We start from the raw sequence: 21,426 nt of genomic DNA, 5'->3' as shown, positions 1-21,426 counted from the left end.
TCCTAGAGAGTTATCAAAATCATGAATTATATTTACCTTTAACTTCAAATATGTAAACATTTAATAATTTTTTACTAAAGTTTTCTAAAATTTTCCACCTCAACTATAATACTACAAAATGTGGTGAGAATATATACAAAGCTGTTTATTATATTTTAATTTAGTTACTTTTTCAGTATGTTTGATTTGAATTGAGATAAAAAAGAAAGTCAGAAGTGACATAGAAATATAATTTAGCAAAATTATTTTCTGTGGCATGGCCTCCACCTTGGTTTGGCTTGAAAGAAGATTGATATATTCGCATTTAGTTCAAACACATACTTCAAATATGTTAAAAGAGGTTGAGATAATCAATATATCCCAACCTCGCTATTTAACTTACTCATCTATTTATTGATACATATGCTCTTACTTTATAAGTCTAATTTTTGATGCATCTTCGCATTACGTTCGATCATTTTCTCAAAATATCCTTCATAGCGTTGCCATTCATCATCAGTTACAGGATCCATATTCAGACGAGCACCTAAATCTTTTAGAGCGTATAAAAGTAAGAACATGACATCCTGAACTTTAATTTCTCTATTTAAAAGTGTTTCGAGTGAAGCCATGCATGAAGGATCAATATTAGGAAAATGAAACTTGGTCGTTTCACCTTTCAGCGCATGTTGATAAAATTCTCGCATCATGCTAGCACGGTCAGAGCCTGAACCTTCAACACATAAGTAAATTTGTACCGCAATGCCACCACGAACGCGTCTTTGGGATATACCGGCGAATTTCTTACCATCAATGCTTAGGTCAAACTTGCCGGGACAATAGGAACGCTCTATTTCATGAGTAGATATCTCTACATCTTCATCTTCAAACATTTTGCAGATAAGAAGGTACATGACAGTGAATGCCTCGTCTATCGTCGTTTCAGTTTGTCCTTTGAATATAAGCGAAATATTCAGCACACCTTGATCTAATACGACGCCAAGTCCGCCTGAATTTCGCACAATCGCATTGTAGCCTGCTTCATTAGTAAGGTAACGGATTCCATCGCTTAAGAATGGTAGACGAGAGTCATGTATACCTAAAATAACGGTATGTTGATGAATCCAAGTACGCACAACATTACACGATAAATCTTTACCTACACTCTCTGAGAAAGTATCATCAAATGCAAAAGACTGCATTGGCTCTAGACCACTCGAATGGTCTACATAACGCCAGTCGATTTGATTAAAATATTTACTTGATAAGTCCATTATTGTAGTGATTGAGCTGCAGTAATAATAGATAAGTTATACACATCTTCTATTGAGCAACCACGAGATAAATCATTAACTGGTGAGTTTAAACCTTGAAGTACAGGTCCCACAGCGTCATATCCACCTAAACGTTGCGCAATTTTATAACCAATGTTACCCGCTTCTAAACTAGGGAAGATAAATACATTGGCATCGCCTTGGATTTTTGCACCGGGTGCTTTCTTTTCAGCAACACTTGGTAAGATGGCTGCATCAAATTGAAACTCTCCATCAATAACAACATTCTCAATGTTGTCAGCTTCAACTTTTTCTTGTGCTAATTTCAATGCATCTTGAACTTTAGTTACGTCATCAGATTTAGCTGAGCCTTTCGTAGAGAAACTTAACATCGCTACTTTAGGTTCCATTCCAAAACTTTGTGCAGACTTAGCACTTTCAACTGCAATTTCTGCTAGTCCTTGCGCATCTAGTTCAGGATTAATCGCACAATCGCCAAAGATATATTGTTCATCACCTTTAATCATGAAGAAAATACCAGAAGTTTTAGACACGCCCGGTTTTGTTTTGATAATTTGTAAAGCTGGACGTACTGTGTCACCAGTTGAATGCGCAGCACCACTTACTAATCCAGCTGCTTTGCCAGTGTAAACAAGCATTGTACCGAAGTAATTCACATTTTCCAGTAACTCCTCTGCTTGTTCTTTAGTCGCTTTTCCTTTTCTGCGTTCAACAAACGCATCTACAAGTTCAGGTTTTAAATCACTTGAAGAAGGATCGATCATTTCAATATTAGCTATATCAAGAGATTTTTCTTCTGCTAAAGATTTAATTTTGTCCACATTACCTAAGACAATCGGTGAAACATAATCTCTTTCCTGTAATTGTGTTGCTGCCGTTAAAATTCTTTCGTCTTCACCTTCAGGTAATACAATTTTTACATTTTTTCCAGATAGCTTGTCTTGTAAAACATTTAATAAATCAGCCATAATGTCCTCCTCAATTCACATTCATAATAACGTTTACATCTCAGATTATACGTCATTTTGTAGTAGAATTCCATTTCACCTAATTGTAATCATTTACTTGGGAGTTCGTTGTTTTTTTATGATAAAATTTAATTTGAATTGGCTAAAAATTTAGATATAAGGAGCGATAAATATGAGTGAAGCAGCTGAAACTTTAGACGGTTGGTATAGTTTGCATTTATTTTATGCAATGGATTGGACAACTTTCCGTTTAGTTCCAGAAGAAGAACGAGAATCTATGATTTCTGAATTGAAATCATTCGTTGAAGATAAAACGAGCGCTAGAGATTCACATACTGGCGATCATGCAATTTATAATATTACAGGACAAAAAGCAGATTTATTATTATGGTTTTTACGCCCTGAAATGAAAGATTTAAATACCATTGAAAATGAATTCAATAAATTACGTATTGCTGATTATTTAATCCCTACGTATTCATATGTTTCAGTGATTGAATTAAGTAATTATTTAGCTGGCAAATCTGACGAAGACCCGTATGAAAATCCACACGTAAAAGCAAGATTATATCCTGAACTTCCACATTCAGAATATATTTGTTTCTATCCAATGGATAAACGCCGTAATGAAACATATAACTGGTATATGTTACCTATCGAAGACCGTAAAAAATTAATGTATAACCATGGTATGATTGGTCGTAAATACGCTGGTAAAATCAAACAATTCATTACTGGATCTGTTGGTTTCGATGATTTTGAATGGGGCGTAACACTTTTCTCTGATGATGTATTACAATTCAAGAAAATCGTATACGAAATGCGCTTCGATGAAACAACTGCACGTTATGGCGAATTCGGTAGTTTCTATGTAGGCCATATTTTAAATACAGAAGACTTTAATGAATTTTTCAATATATAATGTTTAACTAGGGAGTGGGACAACGAAATTAATTTTCCTAAATTATATTTCAGCCCCACTCCCTTAGCTTATCTACAGAGCATATTTAACATAACAGATTGTAAGAAAACAGTATTCAATCAAGCAATCATATTCACTAAAAAGCACATGAGTTTTGAATTCATGTGTAAATTTTATTCACGACAGAAATACGAAGTATTGACGGCGACACGCCTGCAGGAATAGCATGCGTCTTGAGACTACTTGTAAGTTAATTGATTTTTAAAAGACAGGCTACGCAGTAGCTGATTGATATTGAGCTCATAAAATGGCTCAACATCTAATCATCCTTGCGGGGGTGATAATACGAATTCTTAAATTCTAGAATTCTGTATCACTCCCAAGTCATGCCCGCGGCAAGGGAGCTAAACAATACGAAGTATTGATATATGAGTCTTAATTTAAAAAAGTTGTCTACAGTCTATAAGCACTAGCTGATGATTTATTTATAATATGTGATGATTTCAAATAAGCTATCTTTTTCAAAAAAAGAAACACACTCCGGAGAACTCGAAGTGTGCTTCCTAGTAGTATCCTTGGGAGAACTTTAACCACTACTACGTATTAAGTTAACTTTAGAGAATATACAGTCGCTACCCAATATATCCTTTGTAATCGTTAACTAATATTTCATTAACCATTTTGAAATATTTGAAACATATTAAAATGATAATAGTACACTCTTTCGGTATAAATTCATTATTAGTTTAAAAATAATGCTATTTTAATAAATTAATTATACTTTCCCAACTCTTCATTTATCCTTCTCACAAGCTCCCTTCAAACTTGTGCCGTCAAACGCTGGTTGTGGTCTTTTCAAATTACTTCTACTATAATAATAATTAAATTCATAATATTTTAAAAATTTGGTGATGTCATGACTATAAATTCAAATGAAACAGCGCATGAAAGTCTCATCAAGGACGTGGTCATGTTAGCTGCACGTATATTATTAGAATCTGGTGCTGAAGGTACTAGAGTAGAAGATACTATGTCACGTATTGCTATGAAGCTGGGTTATTCTGAAAGTAATAGCTTTGTAACAAATACTGTAATTCAATTTACCCTACATAATGAGTCCTATCCGCGTTTATATAGAATTAAATCTCGCGATACAAATTTAATTAAAATTTCTCAGGCTAACGAGATTTCAAGACAAATTACTCATGGCTCTATCAGTCTTGAAGATGCAAAGAAGAAATTAGAAGAAATATATGTAGCTAAGAGAGACAGCAGTCTTCCCTTTAAAGGTATAGCAGCAGCGATTATCGCGGTAAGTTTTCTGTATTTACAAGGGGGACGTCTTATTGATATCGCTACAGCCTTACTTGCTGGAAGTATTGGTTATCTTGTTGTTGAAATTTTAGACCGTAAATTACATGCACAATTTATACCGGAATTTCTAGGTTCGCTTGTTATTGGTATCATTGCCGTTTTAGGACATTCCCTTGTACCAAGCGGAGATCTGGCAACAATTATTATTGCAGCAGTGATGCCGATTGTACCTGGTGTATTGATTACAAATGCCATTCAAGATTTATTTGGTGGGCATATGTTGATGTTTACAACTAAATCTTTAGAAGCTTTAGTCACTTCATTTGGTATCGGTGCGGGCGTAAGTTCCGTTTTAATTTTAGTTTAGGAGGCGATTAGAAATGTTTTGGATATTCAACTTCATATTTAGCTTTCTCGCCTCACTCTTTTTCTGTGTGATATTTGATGCACCAAGAAAGTTATATTTATCATGTGGCTTTGTAGGTGCTTGCGGTTGGATGGTTTATATTCTTTTCTTTGATGGATTAGAAGTTCATACGATTTATTCAAGCTTCTTTGGTAGCTTAGCTTTAGGCTTGTTAAGTCACTATATGGCTAGACACATGAGAGAGCCTGTGATTATCTTTATGGTAACCGGTATCATTCCATTAGTACCAGGTGGTCTGGCTTATGATGCAACCAAAAATTTAGTGCTACTTCATTTCAGTACTGCAATTAATACAATGCTTGAAGTCACGCTAATAGCTGGAGCCATTGCGTTAGGCTTATTATTTGCAGATCAAATTTCAAAAATTGTTATTTCAGGTTTCGACCGTACTCGAAAAAGATTATAAGACATAAATAAAGTGGAGGCTATGGATTTTGTCCTAGCACTCCACTTTTTAAATAACGCATAAAAGTATTTTTAAATCTATTTATTAGGTTCATCAATCATGTCTTCGACTTCATTTTCAGAGCGATTAAGAATAAGTCGACTGAGTTCGTCATTATCCATTCTCTTAAGTTTTGGATAACGTATAAAGAAAAATACTAATCCAATGACTAACCAAATAGCCAATGCAATATAAGATGGTCCTGGAAGTGATGCTGGAGATCCAGGGATAAGTAATAATCCTAAGAAAATGAATGAGACGATTGAACCAATTATTGCAAATGTTTTATATATCGGTGCATACGTATTACTTTGTTTATCATAACTAAATAATTTCGCTGCTGATAGACAAGTAATAAAGTATGCAATAGAGACACCAGTTGACGACATGTTAACAATCCAATTTAATGCATTACGCCCTAACCAAGGCGCTACTAATGCTACTGCCACTAAGAAAATGATTGCTACATATGGCGTCTTATATTTACTATGCAATTTACTGAATACTGTAGGCATAATTCCTGAACGTCCCATAGAGAATAACAGACGACTTGAACTCATTAAGAAGCCGTTTAAACCTGTAAAGATACCCATCGCAATCGCAATAGCTAACACACCAAGGCCAATATAACCAAAGGCTTCTTGAGTTACTGCTCCAGTTAACCATAAGTTACCATTTAAACTTTTCGTATGCGTACCTAACCAACCTGTATAAAGTAACATCACAACGTAAGTTAATGATGCTGCAAGTAAACTATAAACGATTAATTTAAATGTTTTGTTTGGTGCGAAATCAAATTCTTCAGCTGTTTGTGGAATATTATCAAAGCCTACATATGCCCATGGTGCAATGGCGACAATCATAATAATAGACTTAAACCATCCTTTATCAGAATTAGCTAAAGGCTGTAAATTACTGATTTCGAAGTTGTTACCAAAGAAAGATCCAAAGAACATAAGTAACACAACGATAACCATCGCTACACAGAAATAATATTGTAGTGAACCTGAGACACTTGCACCTCTAATAGCTACAAACATAAAGATTAATAATAGTACTGTAGCTATAATGATTTCAGTTATGTAGACATCCCAACCTGCAACAGTATAAAGCTTCCCATTATTTAATACGTTAGGTAACAAGAATTTAATTAATAAACTAAACGCTGTTGCATTAAGTGCTACGACACAGACATACCCAAACGTTAAAAACCATGACGAGAAGAAACTTACATATCTCCCAAAACTTAAGAAACTAAAAGCAAATGCGCCACCTGAAACTGGAAATTTCTCAACTAAGGCACCATAGCTGACAGCAATTAAAATCATTAATAGTGCCCCGATAACAATACCTATTGAGGATGCAATCGGACCTGATTGTTTAATCCAATCTCCAGGTAAAATAAAGGCGCCCCATCCTATACATGAGCCGTAAGCGATAGCCCACACAAATTTTTCAGATAGGTTTTGCTTAAGGTCACCTCTATCTACTTGTTTATTTTTATTTTCCATAAATAAAACTCACCTCGAAGGTATCCTATACCCAAAAAGGTGAGTTTTTAATCTGTAATTTTTTGTAAAATTTTAGGGTTTCAATCGTTTTAAAAGTTAACTATTTTAATGTGCGCTTAGTAATAATTTATCCAGCAAATTTAAATGTTGCGATAATGAGCATAAGCCATCCTGCTATAAACAATACGCCTCCAATTGGCGTAATCGCACCTAAAATACGAATTTGAGTTAAAGCTAAGATATATAAAGAACCGCTAAAGAAGACAATTCCGAAGAACATTAGCCAGCCTGTCCAATTAACATTAATTGCTGTTGTACCACTAATGACACCAATAACTAATAGTCCTAAACCATGATACATTTGGTACATTGTCGCTTTTTCCCATACGGACATGTATTTTTCTGATAACTTATTCTCTAAACCATGTGCACCAAATGCTCCTGTTCCTACAGCCATCATCGTGTTGAGTGCACCTAAAATTATAAATAATTTCATCATTTCAATTGTGCTCCTTTTTAATTAAAAATCGAAAATAGATTCGCCATTTCCTATATTGTCATCTGTTGCCATTAAATTTGAATTTGAAGTATGTGCATTTTTCATAGATTGAGGCACTTTGCCACCCATTGCTTCAATTTCTGCTGCTGTCACTTCACTCTTATGTGAAGTTGACTGATTCCCTTTCTGATTATCAGATGAGAATGTATGGTTCACAGATGTTTGGCTCATATTATGAGATGAAGTTTGACTATCATTAGATGTATATAAAGAAGTTAAAGTATGTATCGCATACATATGCTTTTCAAATTCAGATTCAGTTTGCGCTTCATCCGCTTGTACGAGTTCTTGTTCGATCAATTGAATCAATTTATCTTTATTCATTGCCAATCACCTTAACCTTAACACCAATTGATAGGCGCTTTGCCTTTAGACTGCAAATAGTCATTAGTTCTAGAGTATGGTTTCGAACCAAAGAAACCTCTAAACGCAGATAATGGACTTGGATGAGGAGATTTAATAACTAGATGCTTAGATGTATCAATAAGTTTTTCTTTTTGTTGTGCTGGTTTGCCCCACAAAATAAAGACCACATCTTCGCGATGTTTTGAAACTGCCTCAATGACTTCATCTGTAAATATTTCCCAGCCAATATCTCTATGAGAATGCGCTTCACCTTGTCTCACTGTAAGTACAGTATTTAATAATAATACGCCTTCTCTGGCCCAATCTTGTAAATGTGGTGAAGTTCTATGGCAACCAATATCATCTTCTAGTTCCTGATACATATTTTTTAATGATGGTGGAAATTTAGCATTAGGTTGCACTGAAAATGCTAAACCATGTGCTTGATTAGGTCCATGATAGGGATCCTGACCTAGTATAACTACTTTAATATTTTCAAACGGTGTTAACTCGAATGCTTGGTAAATGTTCTTTCTATCAGGGTATACAATTTGCGTCGTATACTCCTTTTCTAAGAAGTCGTGCATTGCCTGAAAGTCATGTCGTGACGTTATATCATGAAAAATTTCTGACCATTTCATCGTATTCACCTCTCGCCATATTTTAACATATCCAAGCGTAAGAGGTGATGTTTATTATAATATGCTAGAGCTAATGTAAACTGTTTAGTTTTAAAAGTTTACAAATTGAGTGATTTTGACTATAGTACTACTAAATCATTAATTTTCTATAAGTTTGGAGCGTAGACATATGTGTACTGGTTTTTCATTTTTCACAAAGAAAAAACATCATTACTTAGCTAGAACAATGGATTTCGCATTCGAATTTAATGGTATTCCTACAGTTGTACCACGTCATTATAACTATCAATTTGACTTAGAGTCTGAAATGCGTCTTGAATATGGATTTGTCGGAACAAATCTGAAGGTTGGTCGATATCGTTTCGGGGACGGCATTAATGAACATGGCGTAGCTATTTCCAATCACTACTTTACAGGTGAAGCTTCCTACAGTAGTCATAGAAGATACGGATATTTAAATTTAGCTCCCGAAGAATTCATCGTATGGGTCCTTGGCTTCATTAAAAATGTTGATGAGTTAAAACAAAAAGTGAAGACAATTAATATTATGAATGAGAAAAACACTACTTTAAACGTCGTTCCCCCATTACACTTTATTATCACAGATAACAGTGGTCATACGGTTGCTGTTGAACCTCATAACGGCTTACTTATCGTTAAAGATAACCATGTTAAAGTGCTAACAAATGCCCCTAAGTTAGAATGGCATGTTGAAAATTTAAGAAATTATGCATTTCTACAACCTGAAAAATCAGCAAATCAACTTGTAGGAAAAGTTTTAGTGCGTTCAATGGGTTGTGAAGCTGGTACGAATGGCTTACCTGGAGGTTATACTTCCACTGAACGCTTTGTAAGAGCGACATATTTAAGACATCATCTTCAATCCGCAGACGATGAAGATATTAACCTTATGAATTGTTTTAAAATTTTAGATTCTGTAAGCATTCCTCAAGGCGCTGTACTTGATGCTGGTGAAACACATTACACGCAATACCAACTTGTGATGGATAGTAAAGATAAAACTTATTACATTAAGCCGTACTTCAGCAATCAACTTTTCAAAGTTCAATTAAATGAAGAAGTTTTAACTAAAGACGAAATGACGTTTCTTCCTATTAATTCTAAATTGATGATGTCTGAATTAAATGGCTAGTATGCTGATTTGTAGACCTCATTTTCAATAAGTATAAATATTTAGCTTACCCGATAAACGTGGTATGATTAAAGATATATTAGAATTTAACGGGAGTGAATCGATGATGGCTTTAAAAAAAGTACTAACAATTGCAGGTTCTGATACTAGTGCTGGCGCTGGTATGCAAGCAGATCTTAAAACTTTCCAAGAATTAGATACGTATGGAATGGTAGCTTTAACTTCTATCGTAACAATGGATAAAGAAACTTGGTCACATGATGTGACACCTCTAGATATGGATGTCTTTGAAAAGCAACTTCAAACAGCAATTTCTATCGGCCCAGATGCAATTAAAACGGGAATGTTAGGTACGGAAGAAATTATCAAACGTGCTGGCGAAGCATTTGAAGAATCTGGTGCGAAATATTTCGTAGTGGACCCAGTCATGGTATGTAAAGGTGAAGACGAAGTACTTAACCCAGGAAATACTGACGCTATGATTAAATATTTATTACCTAAAGCTACTGTTGTAACTCCAAACTTATTTGAAGCTGGTCAACTTTCAGGCTTAGGAAAATTAACTTCCATTGAAGACATGAAAAAAGCTGCTCAAAAAATTTATGATGCAGGCACACCTCATGTCATCATTAAAGGCGGCAAAGCATTAGATCAAGATAAATCTTACGACTTATATTATGACGGACAAACGTTCTATCAATTAACGACTGACATGTTCCAACAAAGCTATAATCACGGAGCAGGTTGTACGTTCGCAGCTGCAACGACAGCTTACTTAGCGAACGGTAAATCTCCAAAAGAGGCTGTCATTGCTGCCAAAGCCTTCGTTGCTTCAGCAATTAAAAATGGATGGAAAATGAATGACTTCGTCGGTCCAGTTGACCATGGCGCTTACAACCGCATTGAACACATCGACGTAGATGTTACCGAGGTTTAAAGAAGCACTGCATTTTTATAAAAAATGCTAGTACTTCTTATGGGAGAGGGACAGAAATATAATTTAGCAAAATTATATTCGTTGTCCCTCTCCCAACTTTCATTGTTTGCAGAATTTCTTAAAAAGAAATTCTCTATGTTGGGGCCCCGCCGGCAAGGATGGCTAGGATTAAAAGAAGCTTGATATAAGCGCACTTTTAATTCAGACATCTACTGCCAATATGTTAAAGAAAGCTGAGACGATTAATTATGTCCCAGCTTCGTTTTTTTTCATGAGAAAATAGCTTCACGGCAATGATTGAGCACATTGTCATTTGATATATATTTTCTCTCAATTTCTAGGTACAAAGTCCTAGATTGTTCTCCGATGTTCGTTGTATAAAAAGTTGATACCATAGGCCCATGTTTTTCTAAGGGAATTCATTTACTATATAAAGTGTAGAGAGACAAAGGAGGAAATGAACAACATGATTATCTACAAGCAAAATATAGAAAATGGAGTACCGATTTACGAAATCATAACTAAATCTTTCAAGACAATTACAGTAAAATGTGATGAGACCTTCAATAAATTTGAAATCTATAAATTGCTCTCTCTACTAGAAAATGACGTTGACAACATGAGAATGAGTTATTAAAACAAAGAACGTTATTTTCACACCTAGACAATGCACAAAAATCCAATTAAGAATTTGAGAATTAGAATTTGTTTTCTGATAATTCCCTAAACAGATGCGCTTTTAAAGTTTTCTGTCCCCTAACTCTTTAGACTTTTAAAGCCATTCTATCATCCCTAAAAAACTCACCTTAATATGTAAAAAACGTTAATGTTAGCTAAAATTGTCCCTAATAAGCTCAGAGAGAACCTTTGAGCGTTGCTAACATTAGCGTTTTAATTTTTTGTATGAAAAAGGCAAGGCGTCTCGGCGCCTTGCCTTCAAATATAATTTTAGAAATCTTCTTTTTCTTTTCTTTCTTTAACCCACCATAAAGCTTTTTTCGGATTATCTTCATAGTATTTTCTATCTTTTTCATTGTCCACGTTAGGGTAAGAACCTTTAAGAGACTTACCTGCAGTGCTGACATGCAAGAATGTAATTACTAAGAATCCGATTAAACTAATCGCAGTTAAATAATAAGCGGGTGCTAAAATATTTCCAGTTCTCTCTACTAGCCAAGAAGCAAGTAATGGTGTTGTACCACCAAATAGAGAAACAGATACGTTAAATGTTACAGATAATGTACGATATCTAATATGCGTATAGAACATTGTTGGTAATGAACCTGGCATTGTTGCTTCATATGTTGATAAGAAGAAACCTAAAATAAATACACCAATAATGATTAAAGGTAATGATTTAGTACTTAATAAACTGTACGCCACGATACTTAATAAAGTAAGACCGCCTGTACCTATTAAGAATACTTTTTTCTCACCAATTTTGTCTGCCATTTTACCAAACATTAATGCTAATGGAATCATAATTGCCATTACACATGTGATAAGTACACTCGTAGTTGTTTCATCTAGCTTAACGACCTGACCGAGGTAAGTTGGTAAGTATGCTGTTACTGAATAGTTTGTAACGTTAAAGAATACTACCGCTACGAAACAAACTAAAATATCTTTGTAGTAGTAACGGATAATTGTAAAGAATCCAATGTTATCTCTTTGTGGCGTAGTAGCAACATCATTTTCATATACAGGTGATTCTTCAAGTTTACGACGTAAATAAAGTCCAAATAAACCTAAGAATAAACCTAAAATAAATGGAATTCTCCACCCCCATGCTTGCATTTGATCGTGATTAAGGAAGAAGCTTAGTACAGCAATCATAATTGAAGCTGCAATGTAACCTGAAAGCGTACCAATTTCAAGTCCACTTCCTAAACTATTACGACGTTTATCTGGTGATGATTCAGCAACATATGTCATAGCGCCGGCATATTCCCCACCAGTTGAGAAACCTTGTAAAACCCTAGCAAGTAGTAACAAAATAGGTGCCCATAAACCTATCGTATCGTAATTTGGCAGCAAGCCTATCGTAAGCGTAGATAACGCCATTAAAATAATTGTAGTAGTTAATACAACTTTACGTCCGTATTTATCCCCAATGATACCAAATACAATACCACCAATAGGTCTTAATAAGAACGCAATGGCTAAAGCTGCAAATGTTAATATTTGTTGTATTTGAGGATTTTGTACTGGAGAGAAGAAATTCGCTCCTATGTATGCAGTCGTGTACGCATAAACCCCAAAGTCAAACCATTCCATGGCGTTACCGATTCCGGTAGCTACAACGGTTTTTTTCGCTTCTTTACCGTCTACCACATTAATTTGATTTTTATCGAAATCCATTTCAATAACACTCCCTTGTGATATGTTACATAATTATACGTTGTTAATCTCTAATGTCAAATTAATTCAAGTTTAATAATTTTCAATAATTCAAGTTTATTCATTTTACAGATATTTAATTTTGACATTTGAAATTGCTTTCATTAATTAAGATTACCGGAAATAAAACTTTAAAAATATAATTTTAAATCTAAATTCTTAATATTACTAATTTTACCCCGTCTAAATTATTCGAAACTTTTATTTTCGTTTCATCCTCAACAAAAAAACGTATATCATCATGTATATCAATGGGTCTGAGATATTTAATTTTATAGTTATCCCAGTGAATGTTAAGCTCTGAAAATGCAATTTCGCAAACCAATTGACCTGGAACAATTTCATTGTGAACTGGATTTTTATCGTTAACTAATGATAAATATGTTTCAATTAATTCATTTGAAATTTTCATTTTAACGCTTTACCTCGATAAATTCTTGTTCTATATATATACATTTATAGTTATTTTTATTAATTTCCAAACTATATCTATACTTGACAATGTTTTTGATTATTTTCTCTGAAATTTTGCGTAAAATCGCGCTATATTCTTCATTAGTTACTAATTTATTAATTTCTTTAATATATGTCTCTTTTAAAATTAAAGTTTCCTTTACAAAACTTTTATAAATTTCAAATTCAGGCCATAACTTTGCACACATCAAAGTAGGAACGTGACCATTGAATTCTATATTGAAAAGGAGACAATATTTTTGAACATCACTTTCTTGAAACGTAACCGTTCTTCTTTCTTCACCATCTTTCAAATAATACTGCATTACCCATGCCTCCACCTATCCCCATAGTAGCAATAGATCTATAATAGGATTTCATATGAAATAATCGAGCGACTAAAGCTGCTCCACTTGCACCATATGGATGGCCAGATGCAATGGCCCCACCCCATCGATTCAGTTTCGCAATCGGTATATTCAGTTCATCCTGGCATGCGATGACTTGTGAACTAAACGCTTCATTAAGTTCCAATGTATCGATAGCTGCCATACTTATATTGGTTCTTTTCATCAACTTTGTTACTGCTGGCACTGGACCTATACCTAAATACTTAGGAGCAACACCCACTGTGCTACTTTCTATAAATTTTAATCCCTCTTTAAACCCTAACCTTTTTGCAATTGATTCTTCCATAATAAGCAGTAAAACTGCCCCATCATTTTTCATACAACTATTTCCTACTGTAACAGTTCCTTCGTTTAGCAAAGGTTTAAATCTATTTAATTTTTCTAAAGTAAGTCGTGGTTTAATACTTTCGTCTCTATCAAACCAAGCACCTTTAACTTTAATAGGAAGTATTTCTCGGGAAATATTCCCGTTATTTATATGTTCATTGGCCAATTGATGACTTCGATAGGCAAACTCGTCTTGTCTTTCTCTTGAAATGTGGTATGTTTGAGCGACATTTTCTGCTGCTTCAATCATTGAGGGATCTTGCCCATCAGGTGCAAATGATGCTCTTTCGAAGAATTGAGGAAACTCCGCTTCATAAACTGATTGTGGACGTTTCAGTTTCCATGGCGCTCTACTCACACTCTCCACACCACCAGCAATATAAACTTGGCCCGCATTACTCTGTATCATCCTACACGCTTGGATGATGGTTTCTAATCCTGACCCGCATTGTCGATCTATAGTAACACCTGGAATCGTGTGGCTTAAACCTGCTTCAAGTAATGATTTCCTAGCAATATTCCCACCATTGCCAACTGTATTTCCAATTATTACGTCCTCAATATATTCCATTATTTCAGGGTATTCTTCCTTAAAATGATTAAACAATGGTTGTAACAATTGCTCAGGTTCTAAATGCTTTAAGTTTCCACCATATTTACCAAAAGCCGTTCGTTTGGCAGCAACAATCACTGGTTGCTTCATGATTATATCTCTCCATTCAAATATTTAGATTTCATCTTTCCTCTAGCAATTTTTCCAGATTCTGTATAAATCATAGCGTCGATCTTCTTTATTTTAGACGGAACTTCATACCTAGAAAGATACTTCGTTAAATACTGTTTCAACTTTATATATTTCAATTCTTCATTACCTGTATATAACAGAACTAATATTTCTCCAAATTTATGATGAGGTTGACCAATAATTATCGCTTCTTCAACACTATTGAGCTTCATCACCAATCGTTCAATTTCAGATGGATAGACATTCACACCGCCAACTATAAGTCGGTCACTCTTCCTACCTACTAAATATAAATTTCTGTTTTCAATATAGGCATAGTCACCTGTCTCAATCCATGTTTCATCAACTACGTGTTCATTTACATATCCACTAAATGTCATGTCACTTCGCACCATCAATAAACCGATTTGATTCGAATCTTGCTCTAAAAGTTGAATTTCAACATTCGGAAAAAGTGTACCAACTGACTGCTCCGGTGCCGATTGATTCAAGTTATAACTTATAAAACTTGCTTCAGAAGTACCGAAAAACTCGATTAAATCTATATAAGGATAGCGTTGTGTCACATTATCGAATTGCTCTTTTGAAAGTTTCGCTCCACTACTAAAAATAGTGCTAATATTAGAGGCATATGAATCATTCATAACAAGTTGATGGAGCATTGTCGGCACAACAAACAAAGCACTCGGTTGATGAACCTTGATTATGTTATCTATTAATGCTTCTGCATTAAATACTTTTTGTCCGATAAAAGTTCTTCCAGTAAACAATGCGTAAATACACGCATATAGTGAGAGTGAATGCGATAGAGGGCCAGGCGCTACAATCACTTGTGACGTATGATTAATTAATTTTTCATTTTCTTCATAAGAACTTAACCACGAAGGTTCATTCCGATAATAAGCTTTAGGCAAACCTGTCGTTCCTGAAGTAAATCCAATGTGAAGTAACGGATTTTTAATATTATCTTCAAAGTTTTTATCATCACATCCAGTTGAAAGTAACTCTTTATCTTGAATTAACCATTCAATTTGATACTTCTCAACGAGTTGCTTTACTGTAGATTCACTCCATTGATGATTTAAAAAGCATGGAAGACCGCCATGATTATGAATTGCAAAATAATTAATAAGATTATTTATAGGATGGTCGCTCAACAAACCTACTCTGTCACACTTTTGGATATCAGTTAATTGATCCGTTCTTTCATCAATCGCATGAATGAACTCTCTATAGGTAAGCTTCTCTTCATCAAAGACGAGTGCTAATTGATGAGGTTTACTCTCTGAAAAACGATATAAATTTTTTACTATTTCTAACATGTCATCACCATATGTAAACTTTATACATTAATATGTTAACATTATTTACTGCAGAACTCATCGCAAAAAAGAACGCCTCAACTTCCATCACAGAAATTAAGGCGTTATATACTTATAAAATTGTAATAATTTCTTCTGGTTCATTAACTACATAATGAGGGTTTTCTTGTAATAAATCATGAGCAGATTGTGCTCCCCAAGTCACCACACATGATTTAATATTTGAAGCATTGGCACTTTTAACATCATAAATTGTATCGCCAATATAAACTGTTCGACCTGAATTCAAATGATTATTTTGAATCAGCGTCTGTAACGTTTCATGATGTGGCTTCAAATGTTCCCTTGAATGTAATCCTAACGCATCTGTCATAAAACGATACAGTCCCAAATAATTTAAGTGCTTTGTTACAACATCTGTTTTTTTACTGGATACCACAAAGAGTTTTTTCTTTTTATTATGTAACAATTGCAGCATTTCACTGATGCCTGCATATTCTTTTAAATGATGTACCTCATAACGATCATAGTATTGATGATACGCTTGGATAAATGTTTCAACTTGCGCTTTCGTCACATCTTTATTAACTAAATACTTAAATCCCTCTTCTAAAGGTTGATTCATTACTTTTATTATCTCTTCTTCACTAGGTATTTCTAATTCTAAATTTTTAAAAGCTTCTTGCGTTGCATACACATGGCATGAAGTCGTATCTGCTAAAGTCCCATCAAAATCAAAAATATAGTTGTCAAAATTCATGATGTTTCACCTCTTAAATAGTAATCACATTATAAATATACACTTTTTTGATTAAAATTTCGATAAATTGTAAAAAAGCCATCGACTTTGTATCAAATTTACAAAATCAATGGCTTAATTATTCATTATTCTAAATTTGCATGGTTCTTCTGCATTGTTTCTTCATCAATGTGAAATGCATCCATTAATGGTAATACAACGCTATCTAAAAATACGAGCGATGCTTGTTCAAACAAACTACCTAATGGTTGCTTTGAACCTTCAACCTCATGCTTAGTCCCTGCCGGTAATTCAACTATTGTTTCAGCTAATTCTCCAATAGAGGACTCAGCTTTTGTAGTAATCAAGACAACTTTTGCACCGATTGATTTTGCTTTATCAGCTAATAATCTTAAGTGCTCAGTTGAACCTGATCCTGAAATAATAATAAATAAATCATGTTCTTTAATAGATGGTGTTGTTGATTCCCCTACAACAAACGCATCTTCACCAAGTTGATTTAAACGCATCGCAAAACTATTTGCTACAAAACCTGAACGGCCTTTGCCGGCTACGAAGATTCTGTCTGCACCAATGACATCATTCGTAAAGCGTTCATAATCCGTATCATCAACATGAGATAACGTATGCTCTAATTCTTCAAGTATAAGACGGTAATTATTAAATTCTGACATCCTATCTACCTTCAATCGCATCGCGACATTGTTTTGCTGCTTCTACAGGATCGTCAGCATTTGCGATACCGCCACCAACAATGACTAAATCTGGTTCTTCGGCAACAATATCTTTAATTGTATCTGGTTTAATACCACCAGCTACAGCGACTTTAGAGTTTTTAATCACTGATTTGACAGTACGTAAACTATCTAATGGTGATTGTCCTTCAGCTTGTAAGTCATAACCAGTGTGTACAGCGATATAATCTGCACCCATTTCATCTAATTCTTTCGCGCGTTTTTCTAAATCTTGAACGGCAATCATATCCACTAATAATTCTTTACCATGTTTATGCGCTTCTTCAACTGCAGCTTTAATTGAAGCATCTTCTGCTACACCTAAAATAGTTACAACATCTGCGCCAAATTTAACGGCTTGGCTTACTTCATAATCTGCTGCGTCCATAATTTTTAAATCTGCTAATACTTTTGCATTATTAATATTTTCATTTAAGTGTTGTACTGATGGTAAACCTTCATTAATCACAATCGGTGTACCAATTTCAACAATATCTACGTATTCTTCAACTTCTTTTGCTAATTCAGCGGCTTCTTCTTTATTTAATAAATCAATTGCTAATTGTAATTCCAATGAAAACATCCTTTCATTTTCGAGTATTTAACTCTTATATGAACGTGTTTACCCTTCATTACTTTTTTAAAACTGGCCTAAACATAATCACCTTAGCGATGTGCTTATTCATTACTGTCTGGTGCCGCTTCATCATCTACATATACTTCCACATTCGGATGGGCGTGTAAAATTGTAGAAGGAATGTCTCTTGTCACTTGGTTAGTCATCAATTTATGAATGGCTTCTTTCTTTTTTTCTCCAAATGCCAATAAAATAATTCGTTTCGCTTTTAATATACTTGCAAGACCCATTGAAACTGCTTGTTTTGGTACATCTTGCTCACTTTCAAAATAACGACTATTTGCACGTATTGTACTTTCAGTTAAATTAACAATATGTGTCTCGCTATGCAAATCCGTACCTGGTTCATTGAATCCTATATGACCATTCTCTCCAATACCTAATATTTGTATATCTACTGGTCCTTTATCATTGAGTAATTGATTATAACGTTCTGCTTCCTCTTCTAAATGCTTGCTATCCCCTTTTGGTATATGAATATTATCCTTTTTAAAATGAGGATATGCGTTAAATAATACTTCGTCCATGTAATGATGGTAACTTTGAGGATGCTTAGGCTGTAACCCGACATATTCATCTAAATTAAATGTTTCTACATGTGAGACGTCTAGTTGATTCTTTTCTAATAAACCTACTAAATATCGATATACATCAGTCATTGTCCCGCCAGTAGCTAGACCTAACTTGCTATTAGGTTGTTGACTCATTTCTTTAAATAGTTCACACGCTACGTAAAATGAAGCAAGTTTTTTTGTACCTAAATTGATGATTTTCACTTTAAACACCTCGGCATATTTTAATTCTGTCTACTTACACCTTTCCAACTTACCATTATAATATACTCGTTATATACACATTTAACAAAATATAATTCTTAATTTAAAGTAATTTAACAAACTTAAATATGTCCTCTTTAATCCAGTATTGAAAATTTTCCTAACTAAATCAAGCATTCGTGTACAAATATTTAACGCTTTCTAGTAAAATAGATAGATAAACGAATTTGCAGATATTCTATTATCGCTTTATGTTATTTATAGCCATCATTTTTAAATCAATTATGAATAATAGATGCTTTATAAACAAACAAGTTGCGGGATACCTTTACTAAAGCTTTACAATAGACTGCAAATGATAAGGGAGTGAACGTGTTGGAACCTATTAATGAGCAAGAAGTATTAAATTTATTAACTTCTTATGAGAATAAACCCATATACTTACACGTTGAGACAACAAATGGAGCCTATGCAAACCATTTTGATGAACGTGTATTTAACGCTGGTACATTTCTAAGAAATATTCAAGTCACATACGAACATGCACAACTTAAAGGTGGCGAAAAAGATCCTTATCGCGTTGGTCTCAAATTACGCGATGGCGGTTGGGTTTATGTACAAGGGCTAACACACTTTGAAGTCAACGAAGACAACGAATTCCTCATCGCAGGATTTAATTACGAAGGACAATTGGCAGCTACAATAGAAATTAGCGAAAAGCCATTTACAATTTAAAAGGAGGTTATGATTCATGACTGATGAAAGACACGTACTTGTCATCTTCCCACATCCAGATGACGAAACTTTCTCATCTGCTGGAACTATTGCAAGTTACATTGATGCAGGCGTCCCAGTCACATACGCTTGCTTAACACTAGGACAAATGGGCCGTAACTTAGGTAATCCTCCTTTTGCGACAAGAGAATCACTACCTAAAGTTCGTGAACGCGAACTTGAAGATGCTTGCCGAGCAATCGGTATTACAGACCTACGAAAAATGGGATTACGAGATAAAACTGTAGAATTCGAACCACATGATCAGATGGATAATATGATTAAAAATCTAATTGAAGAAACAAATCCATCATTAATCATTTCATTCTATCCTAAATTCGCAGTACATCCTGACCACGAAGCGACTGCCGAAGCTGTCGTTCGTACAGTTGGTCGCATGCCAGAATCTGAACGTCCAAGACTTACACTTGTCGCATTTAGTAACGACGCACCAGATATTCTAGGACAACCAGATATCCAAAACGATATTTCTAAATATAGTGATTTAAAACTCAAAGCCTTTGAAGCACATGCTTCACAAACAGGACCTTTTTTAAAACAAATTGCGAGTCCTGATATTGATGGACAAGCACAAAGTTTCTTAAAAGTTGAGCCATTTTGGACATATCACTTCGAATCTTAAATGGAGGTAAAACATGACAGAATTTGATTTATCTACTCGAGAGGGTCGCTGGAAACATTTCGGCTCTGTAGACCCTGTCGAAGGTACAAAACCTACAACTAAAAATGAAATGACCGATTTACAAAGTACACATAAAAATTTCCTATTTGAAATAGAAGAAGTAGGAATTAAAAATTTAACATATCCTGTGTTGATTGATCAGTATCAAACTGCTGGATTATTTAGTTTTTCAACGAGTTTAAATAAAGATGAAAAAGGCATCAACATGAGCCGTATATTAGAAAGCGTTGAAAAGCATTATAACAACGGCATTGAACTTGAATTCAATACGCTTTATCAAGTTTTGCGTACACTTCAAGAAAAAATGAACCAAAATGCAGCTGGGGTTGATGTATCAGGAAAATGGTTCTTTGACCGTTTTAGCCCTGTCACTCATATTAAAGCGATTGGAAATGCTGATGTCACATACGGTTTAGCCATCGACGGCGAAAAAGTGACACGTAAAGAACTAACTATCGAAGCTGCAGTGACAACGTTATGTCCTTGCTCTAAAGAGATTAGTGAATACTCAGCGCACAATCAACGTGGTATCGTTACGGTCAAAACTTATTTAAATAAAGACACAGATGTCGTTGATGATTATAAAGATAAAATTTTAGATGCGATGGAAGCCAATGCGAGTTCGATTTTATATCCAATCTTAAAACGTCCAGATGAAAAACGTGTAACAGAACGTGCATATGAAAACCCACGCTTTGTAGAAGATTTAATTCGATTAATTGCAGCAGATTTAGTTGATTTTGATTGGATTGATGGCTTCGATATAGAATGTCGTAACGAAGAATCTATTCACCAACACGACGCATTCGCCCGCCTAAAATATAGAAAATAAAAGCACATCTCGCCAAAAGGAGTATTGTGGCGACACGCCTGCAGGAATAGCATGCGT

Annotated in this window: 24 protein-coding genes; 9 read left to right on the top strand and 15 right to left on the bottom strand. The window is 34.5% G+C overall.

The features are described from left to right. Positions 1 to 413: 413 nt before the first annotated feature. Both HMPREF2580_RS10510 and pta read right to left on the bottom strand, forming a co-directional pair. Entirely contained in the window at positions 414 to 1,253 is an 840-nt protein-coding gene (locus tag HMPREF2580_RS10510) for a lipoate--protein ligase family protein (RefSeq protein WP_070832789.1), read from the bottom strand. After that, a complete protein-coding gene (gene pta, locus HMPREF2580_RS10505) occupies positions 1,253 to 2,242 on the bottom strand; it encodes a phosphate acetyltransferase (RefSeq protein WP_002441194.1) in 990 nt (329 codons plus the stop codon). Before pta ends, HMPREF2580_RS10510 begins: the two co-directional genes overlap by 1 nt. A 172-nt stretch (positions 2,243 to 2,414) precedes the next feature. Between pta and hemQ the strand changes: the two genes are divergently transcribed. The 3 genes from hemQ to HMPREF2580_RS10490 all read left to right on the top strand — a co-directional run bounded on the left by hemQ (position 2,415) and on the right by HMPREF2580_RS10490 (position 5,311). Continuing rightward, complete coding sequence (gene hemQ, locus HMPREF2580_RS10500; RefSeq protein ID WP_002441192.1) at positions 2,415 to 3,164, top strand: hydrogen peroxide-dependent heme synthase; 750 nt, start codon at positions 2,415 to 2,417, stop codon at positions 3,162 to 3,164. A 916-nt stretch (positions 3,165 to 4,080) separates the two neighbouring features. After that, positions 4,081 to 4,845: a threonine/serine exporter family protein gene (locus tag HMPREF2580_RS10495; RefSeq protein ID WP_002441191.1), complete on the top strand. Its 765-nt coding sequence runs from the start codon at positions 4,081 to 4,083 to the stop codon at positions 4,843 to 4,845. 13 nt (positions 4,846 to 4,858) lie between these two features. Beyond that, entirely contained in the window at positions 4,859 to 5,311 is a 453-nt protein-coding gene (locus HMPREF2580_RS10490; RefSeq protein WP_002441189.1) for a threonine/serine exporter family protein, read from the top strand. Between the two features lie 77 nt (positions 5,312 to 5,388). On the opposite strand, the gene HMPREF2580_RS10485 is transcribed toward HMPREF2580_RS10490, so the two are convergent. The 4 genes from HMPREF2580_RS10485 to HMPREF2580_RS10470 form a co-directional block, all read right to left on the bottom strand. Next, the gene (locus tag HMPREF2580_RS10485; protein WP_070832786.1) at positions 5,389 to 6,861 is read right to left on the bottom strand and encodes an APC family permease; all 1,473 of its coding nucleotides are present in this window, start codon (positions 6,859 to 6,861) and stop codon (positions 5,389 to 5,391) included. 127 nt (positions 6,862 to 6,988) lie between these two features. Then, positions 6,989 to 7,357 (bottom strand): DUF423 domain-containing protein, encoded by a 369-nt coding sequence (locus tag HMPREF2580_RS10480; protein WP_141756896.1) that lies wholly within the window; start codon positions 7,355 to 7,357, stop codon positions 6,989 to 6,991. Between the two features lie 24 nt (positions 7,358 to 7,381). Beyond that, positions 7,382 to 7,744: a DUF5327 family protein gene (locus HMPREF2580_RS10475; protein WP_070832781.1), complete on the bottom strand. Its 363-nt coding sequence runs from the start codon at positions 7,742 to 7,744 to the stop codon at positions 7,382 to 7,384. A 17-nt stretch (positions 7,745 to 7,761) separates the two neighbouring features. Beyond that, the gene (locus HMPREF2580_RS10470) at positions 7,762 to 8,406 is read right to left on the bottom strand and encodes a uracil-DNA glycosylase (protein WP_070832778.1); all 645 of its coding nucleotides are present in this window, start codon (positions 8,404 to 8,406) and stop codon (positions 7,762 to 7,764) included. Between the two features lie 169 nt (positions 8,407 to 8,575). Here HMPREF2580_RS10470 and HMPREF2580_RS10465 point away from each other — a divergent pair, with 169 nt between their 5' ends. The 3 genes from HMPREF2580_RS10465 (at position 8,576) to vraX (ending at position 11,133) form a co-directional block, all read left to right on the top strand. Beyond that, positions 8,576 to 9,559, top strand: a complete 984-nt coding sequence (locus tag HMPREF2580_RS10465) for a choloylglycine hydrolase family protein (protein WP_070832774.1) — start codon at positions 8,576 to 8,578, stop codon at positions 9,557 to 9,559. Positions 9,560 to 9,665: 106 nt separating this feature from the next. Beyond that, positions 9,666 to 10,496, top strand: coding sequence for a bifunctional hydroxymethylpyrimidine kinase/phosphomethylpyrimidine kinase (gene thiD, locus HMPREF2580_RS10460; RefSeq protein ID WP_070832886.1), 831 nt, complete (start codon positions 9,666 to 9,668; stop codon positions 10,494 to 10,496). A 466-nt stretch (positions 10,497 to 10,962) separates the two neighbouring features. Next, entirely contained in the window at positions 10,963 to 11,133 is a 171-nt protein-coding gene (gene vraX / locus HMPREF2580_RS12350; RefSeq protein WP_002441175.1) for a C1q-binding complement inhibitor VraX, read from the top strand. A gap of 311 nt (positions 11,134 to 11,444) precedes the next feature. Here the strand turns inward: vraX and HMPREF2580_RS10455 are convergent, their stop codons facing one another. From HMPREF2580_RS10455 to nagB, 9 genes are all read right to left on the bottom strand, one after another. Continuing rightward, complete coding sequence (locus HMPREF2580_RS10455) at positions 11,445 to 12,857, bottom strand: MFS transporter (RefSeq protein ID WP_070832771.1); 1,413 nt, start codon at positions 12,855 to 12,857, stop codon at positions 11,445 to 11,447. Positions 12,858 to 13,047: 190 nt separating this feature from the next. Then, positions 13,048 to 13,308 carry a hypothetical protein gene (locus HMPREF2580_RS10450; protein WP_002441170.1) on the bottom strand — a complete coding sequence of 87 codons (261 nt, stop codon included), beginning with the start codon at positions 13,306 to 13,308 and terminating at the stop codon, positions 13,048 to 13,050. A 1-nt stretch (position 13,309) separates the two neighbouring features. Next, positions 13,310 to 13,675 (bottom strand): protein vraC, encoded by a 366-nt coding sequence (locus tag HMPREF2580_RS10445; protein WP_070832768.1) that lies wholly within the window; start codon positions 13,673 to 13,675, stop codon positions 13,310 to 13,312. Continuing rightward, positions 13,650 to 14,789: a thiolase family protein gene (locus HMPREF2580_RS10440; RefSeq protein ID WP_070832764.1), complete on the bottom strand. Its 1,140-nt coding sequence runs from the start codon at positions 14,787 to 14,789 to the stop codon at positions 13,650 to 13,652. The genes HMPREF2580_RS10445 and HMPREF2580_RS10440 overlap by 26 nt, the downstream gene beginning before the upstream one ends. Positions 14,790 to 14,791: 2 nt before the next feature. Next, positions 14,792 to 16,153: an AMP-binding protein gene (locus HMPREF2580_RS10435; protein ID WP_070832761.1), complete on the bottom strand. Its 1,362-nt coding sequence runs from the start codon at positions 16,151 to 16,153 to the stop codon at positions 14,792 to 14,794. A 112-nt stretch (positions 16,154 to 16,265) separates the two neighbouring features. Then, positions 16,266 to 16,913 carry an HAD family hydrolase gene (locus tag HMPREF2580_RS10430; RefSeq protein WP_070832759.1) on the bottom strand — a complete coding sequence of 216 codons (648 nt, stop codon included), beginning with the start codon at positions 16,911 to 16,913 and terminating at the stop codon, positions 16,266 to 16,268. Positions 16,914 to 17,038: 125 nt separating this feature from the next. Further along, positions 17,039 to 17,587, bottom strand: coding sequence for a 6-phospho-3-hexuloisomerase (gene hxlB, locus HMPREF2580_RS10425; protein ID WP_070832756.1), 549 nt, complete (start codon positions 17,585 to 17,587; stop codon positions 17,039 to 17,041). Position 17,588: 1 nt separating this feature from the next. Beyond that, on the bottom strand, positions 17,589 to 18,221 hold the full coding sequence (gene hxlA / locus HMPREF2580_RS10420) for a 3-hexulose-6-phosphate synthase (RefSeq protein ID WP_070832753.1): 633 nt from the start codon (positions 18,219 to 18,221) through the stop codon (positions 17,589 to 17,591). A 104-nt stretch (positions 18,222 to 18,325) separates the two neighbouring features. Further along, positions 18,326 to 19,060 carry a glucosamine-6-phosphate deaminase gene (gene nagB / locus HMPREF2580_RS10415; RefSeq protein WP_070832750.1) on the bottom strand — a complete coding sequence of 245 codons (735 nt, stop codon included), beginning with the start codon at positions 19,058 to 19,060 and terminating at the stop codon, positions 18,326 to 18,328. A gap of 372 nt (positions 19,061 to 19,432) precedes the next feature. On the opposite strand from nagB, the gene HMPREF2580_RS10410 reads away from it, so the two are divergent. From HMPREF2580_RS10410 to folE2, 3 genes are read left to right on the top strand one after another with little or no spacing between them, the layout of a single operon-like run. Next, on the top strand, positions 19,433 to 19,795 hold the full coding sequence (locus HMPREF2580_RS10410; RefSeq protein WP_172605857.1) for a YojF family protein: 363 nt from the start codon (positions 19,433 to 19,435) through the stop codon (positions 19,793 to 19,795). A 16-nt stretch (positions 19,796 to 19,811) separates the two neighbouring features. Next, on the top strand, positions 19,812 to 20,477 hold the full coding sequence (bshB2, locus tag HMPREF2580_RS10405; RefSeq protein WP_002441151.1) for a bacillithiol biosynthesis deacetylase BshB2: 666 nt from the start codon (positions 19,812 to 19,814) through the stop codon (positions 20,475 to 20,477). 13 nt (positions 20,478 to 20,490) lie between these two features. Next, a complete protein-coding gene (gene folE2 / locus HMPREF2580_RS10400) occupies positions 20,491 to 21,369 on the top strand; it encodes a GTP cyclohydrolase FolE2 (protein WP_002441149.1) in 879 nt (292 codons plus the stop codon). Positions 21,370 to 21,426: the final 57 nt, after the last annotated feature.

It is taken from the genome of Staphylococcus sp. HMSC036D05 (assembly GCF_001836225.1).
GTDB classification, from domain to species: domain Bacteria; phylum Bacillota; class Bacilli; order Staphylococcales; family Staphylococcaceae; genus Staphylococcus; species Staphylococcus caprae.
Note: the sequence above shows the minus strand (reverse complement) of the source record. Positions and strands in the feature narration are given on the sequence as shown.

Excerpts from the sequence above, each read along its gene's own strand:
- folE2 (WP_002441149.1), top strand. The coding sequence starts at position 20,491 with ATGACAGAATTTGATTTATCTACTCGAGAGGGTCGCTGGAAACATTTC.
- bshB2 (WP_002441151.1), top strand. The coding sequence starts at position 19,812 with ATGACTGATGAAAGACACGTACTTGTCATCTTCCCACATCCAGATGAC.
- HMPREF2580_RS10440 (WP_070832764.1), bottom strand. The coding sequence starts at position 14,789 with ATGAAGCAACCAGTGATTGTTGCTGCCAAACGAACGGCTTTTGGTAAA.
- HMPREF2580_RS10495 (WP_002441191.1), top strand. The coding sequence starts at position 4,081 with ATGACTATAAATTCAAATGAAACAGCGCATGAAAGTCTCATCAAGGAC.
- HMPREF2580_RS10445 (WP_070832768.1), bottom strand. The coding sequence starts at position 13,675 with ATGCAGTATTATTTGAAAGATGGTGAAGAAAGAAGAACGGTTACGTTT.
- HMPREF2580_RS10480 (WP_141756896.1), bottom strand. The coding sequence starts at position 7,357 with ATGAAATTATTTATAATTTTAGGTGCACTCAACACGATGATGGCTGTA.
- pta (WP_002441194.1), bottom strand. The coding sequence starts at position 2,242 with ATGGCTGATTTATTAAATGTTTTACAAGACAAGCTATCTGGAAAAAAT.
- HMPREF2580_RS10465 (WP_070832774.1), top strand. The coding sequence starts at position 8,576 with ATGTGTACTGGTTTTTCATTTTTCACAAAGAAAAAACATCATTACTTA.
- hemQ (WP_002441192.1), top strand. The coding sequence starts at position 2,415 with ATGAGTGAAGCAGCTGAAACTTTAGACGGTTGGTATAGTTTGCATTTA.
- HMPREF2580_RS10430 (WP_070832759.1), bottom strand. The coding sequence starts at position 16,913 with ATGAATTTTGACAACTATATTTTTGATTTTGATGGGACTTTAGCAGAT.
- HMPREF2580_RS10450 (WP_002441170.1), bottom strand. The coding sequence starts at position 13,308 with ATGAAAATTTCAAATGAATTAATTGAAACATATTTATCATTAGTTAAC.
- HMPREF2580_RS10490 (WP_002441189.1), top strand. The coding sequence starts at position 4,859 with ATGTTTTGGATATTCAACTTCATATTTAGCTTTCTCGCCTCACTCTTT.
- HMPREF2580_RS10435 (WP_070832761.1), bottom strand. The coding sequence starts at position 16,153 with ATGTTAGAAATAGTAAAAAATTTATATCGTTTTTCAGAGAGTAAACCT.
- thiD (WP_070832886.1), top strand. The coding sequence starts at position 9,666 with ATGGCTTTAAAAAAAGTACTAACAATTGCAGGTTCTGATACTAGTGCT.
- HMPREF2580_RS10510 (WP_070832789.1), bottom strand. The coding sequence starts at position 1,253 with ATGGACTTATCAAGTAAATATTTTAATCAAATCGACTGGCGTTATGTA.
- HMPREF2580_RS10470 (WP_070832778.1), bottom strand. The coding sequence starts at position 8,406 with ATGAAATGGTCAGAAATTTTTCATGATATAACGTCACGACATGACTTT.
- vraX (WP_002441175.1), top strand. The coding sequence starts at position 10,963 with ATGATTATCTACAAGCAAAATATAGAAAATGGAGTACCGATTTACGAA.
- hxlB (WP_070832756.1), bottom strand. The coding sequence starts at position 17,587 with ATGTCAGAATTTAATAATTACCGTCTTATACTTGAAGAATTAGAGCAT.
- HMPREF2580_RS10455 (WP_070832771.1), bottom strand. The coding sequence starts at position 12,857 with ATGGATTTCGATAAAAATCAAATTAATGTGGTAGACGGTAAAGAAGCG.
- HMPREF2580_RS10485 (WP_070832786.1), bottom strand. The coding sequence starts at position 6,861 with ATGGAAAATAAAAATAAACAAGTAGATAGAGGTGACCTTAAGCAAAAC.
- HMPREF2580_RS10475 (WP_070832781.1), bottom strand. The coding sequence starts at position 7,744 with ATGAATAAAGATAAATTGATTCAATTGATCGAACAAGAACTCGTACAA.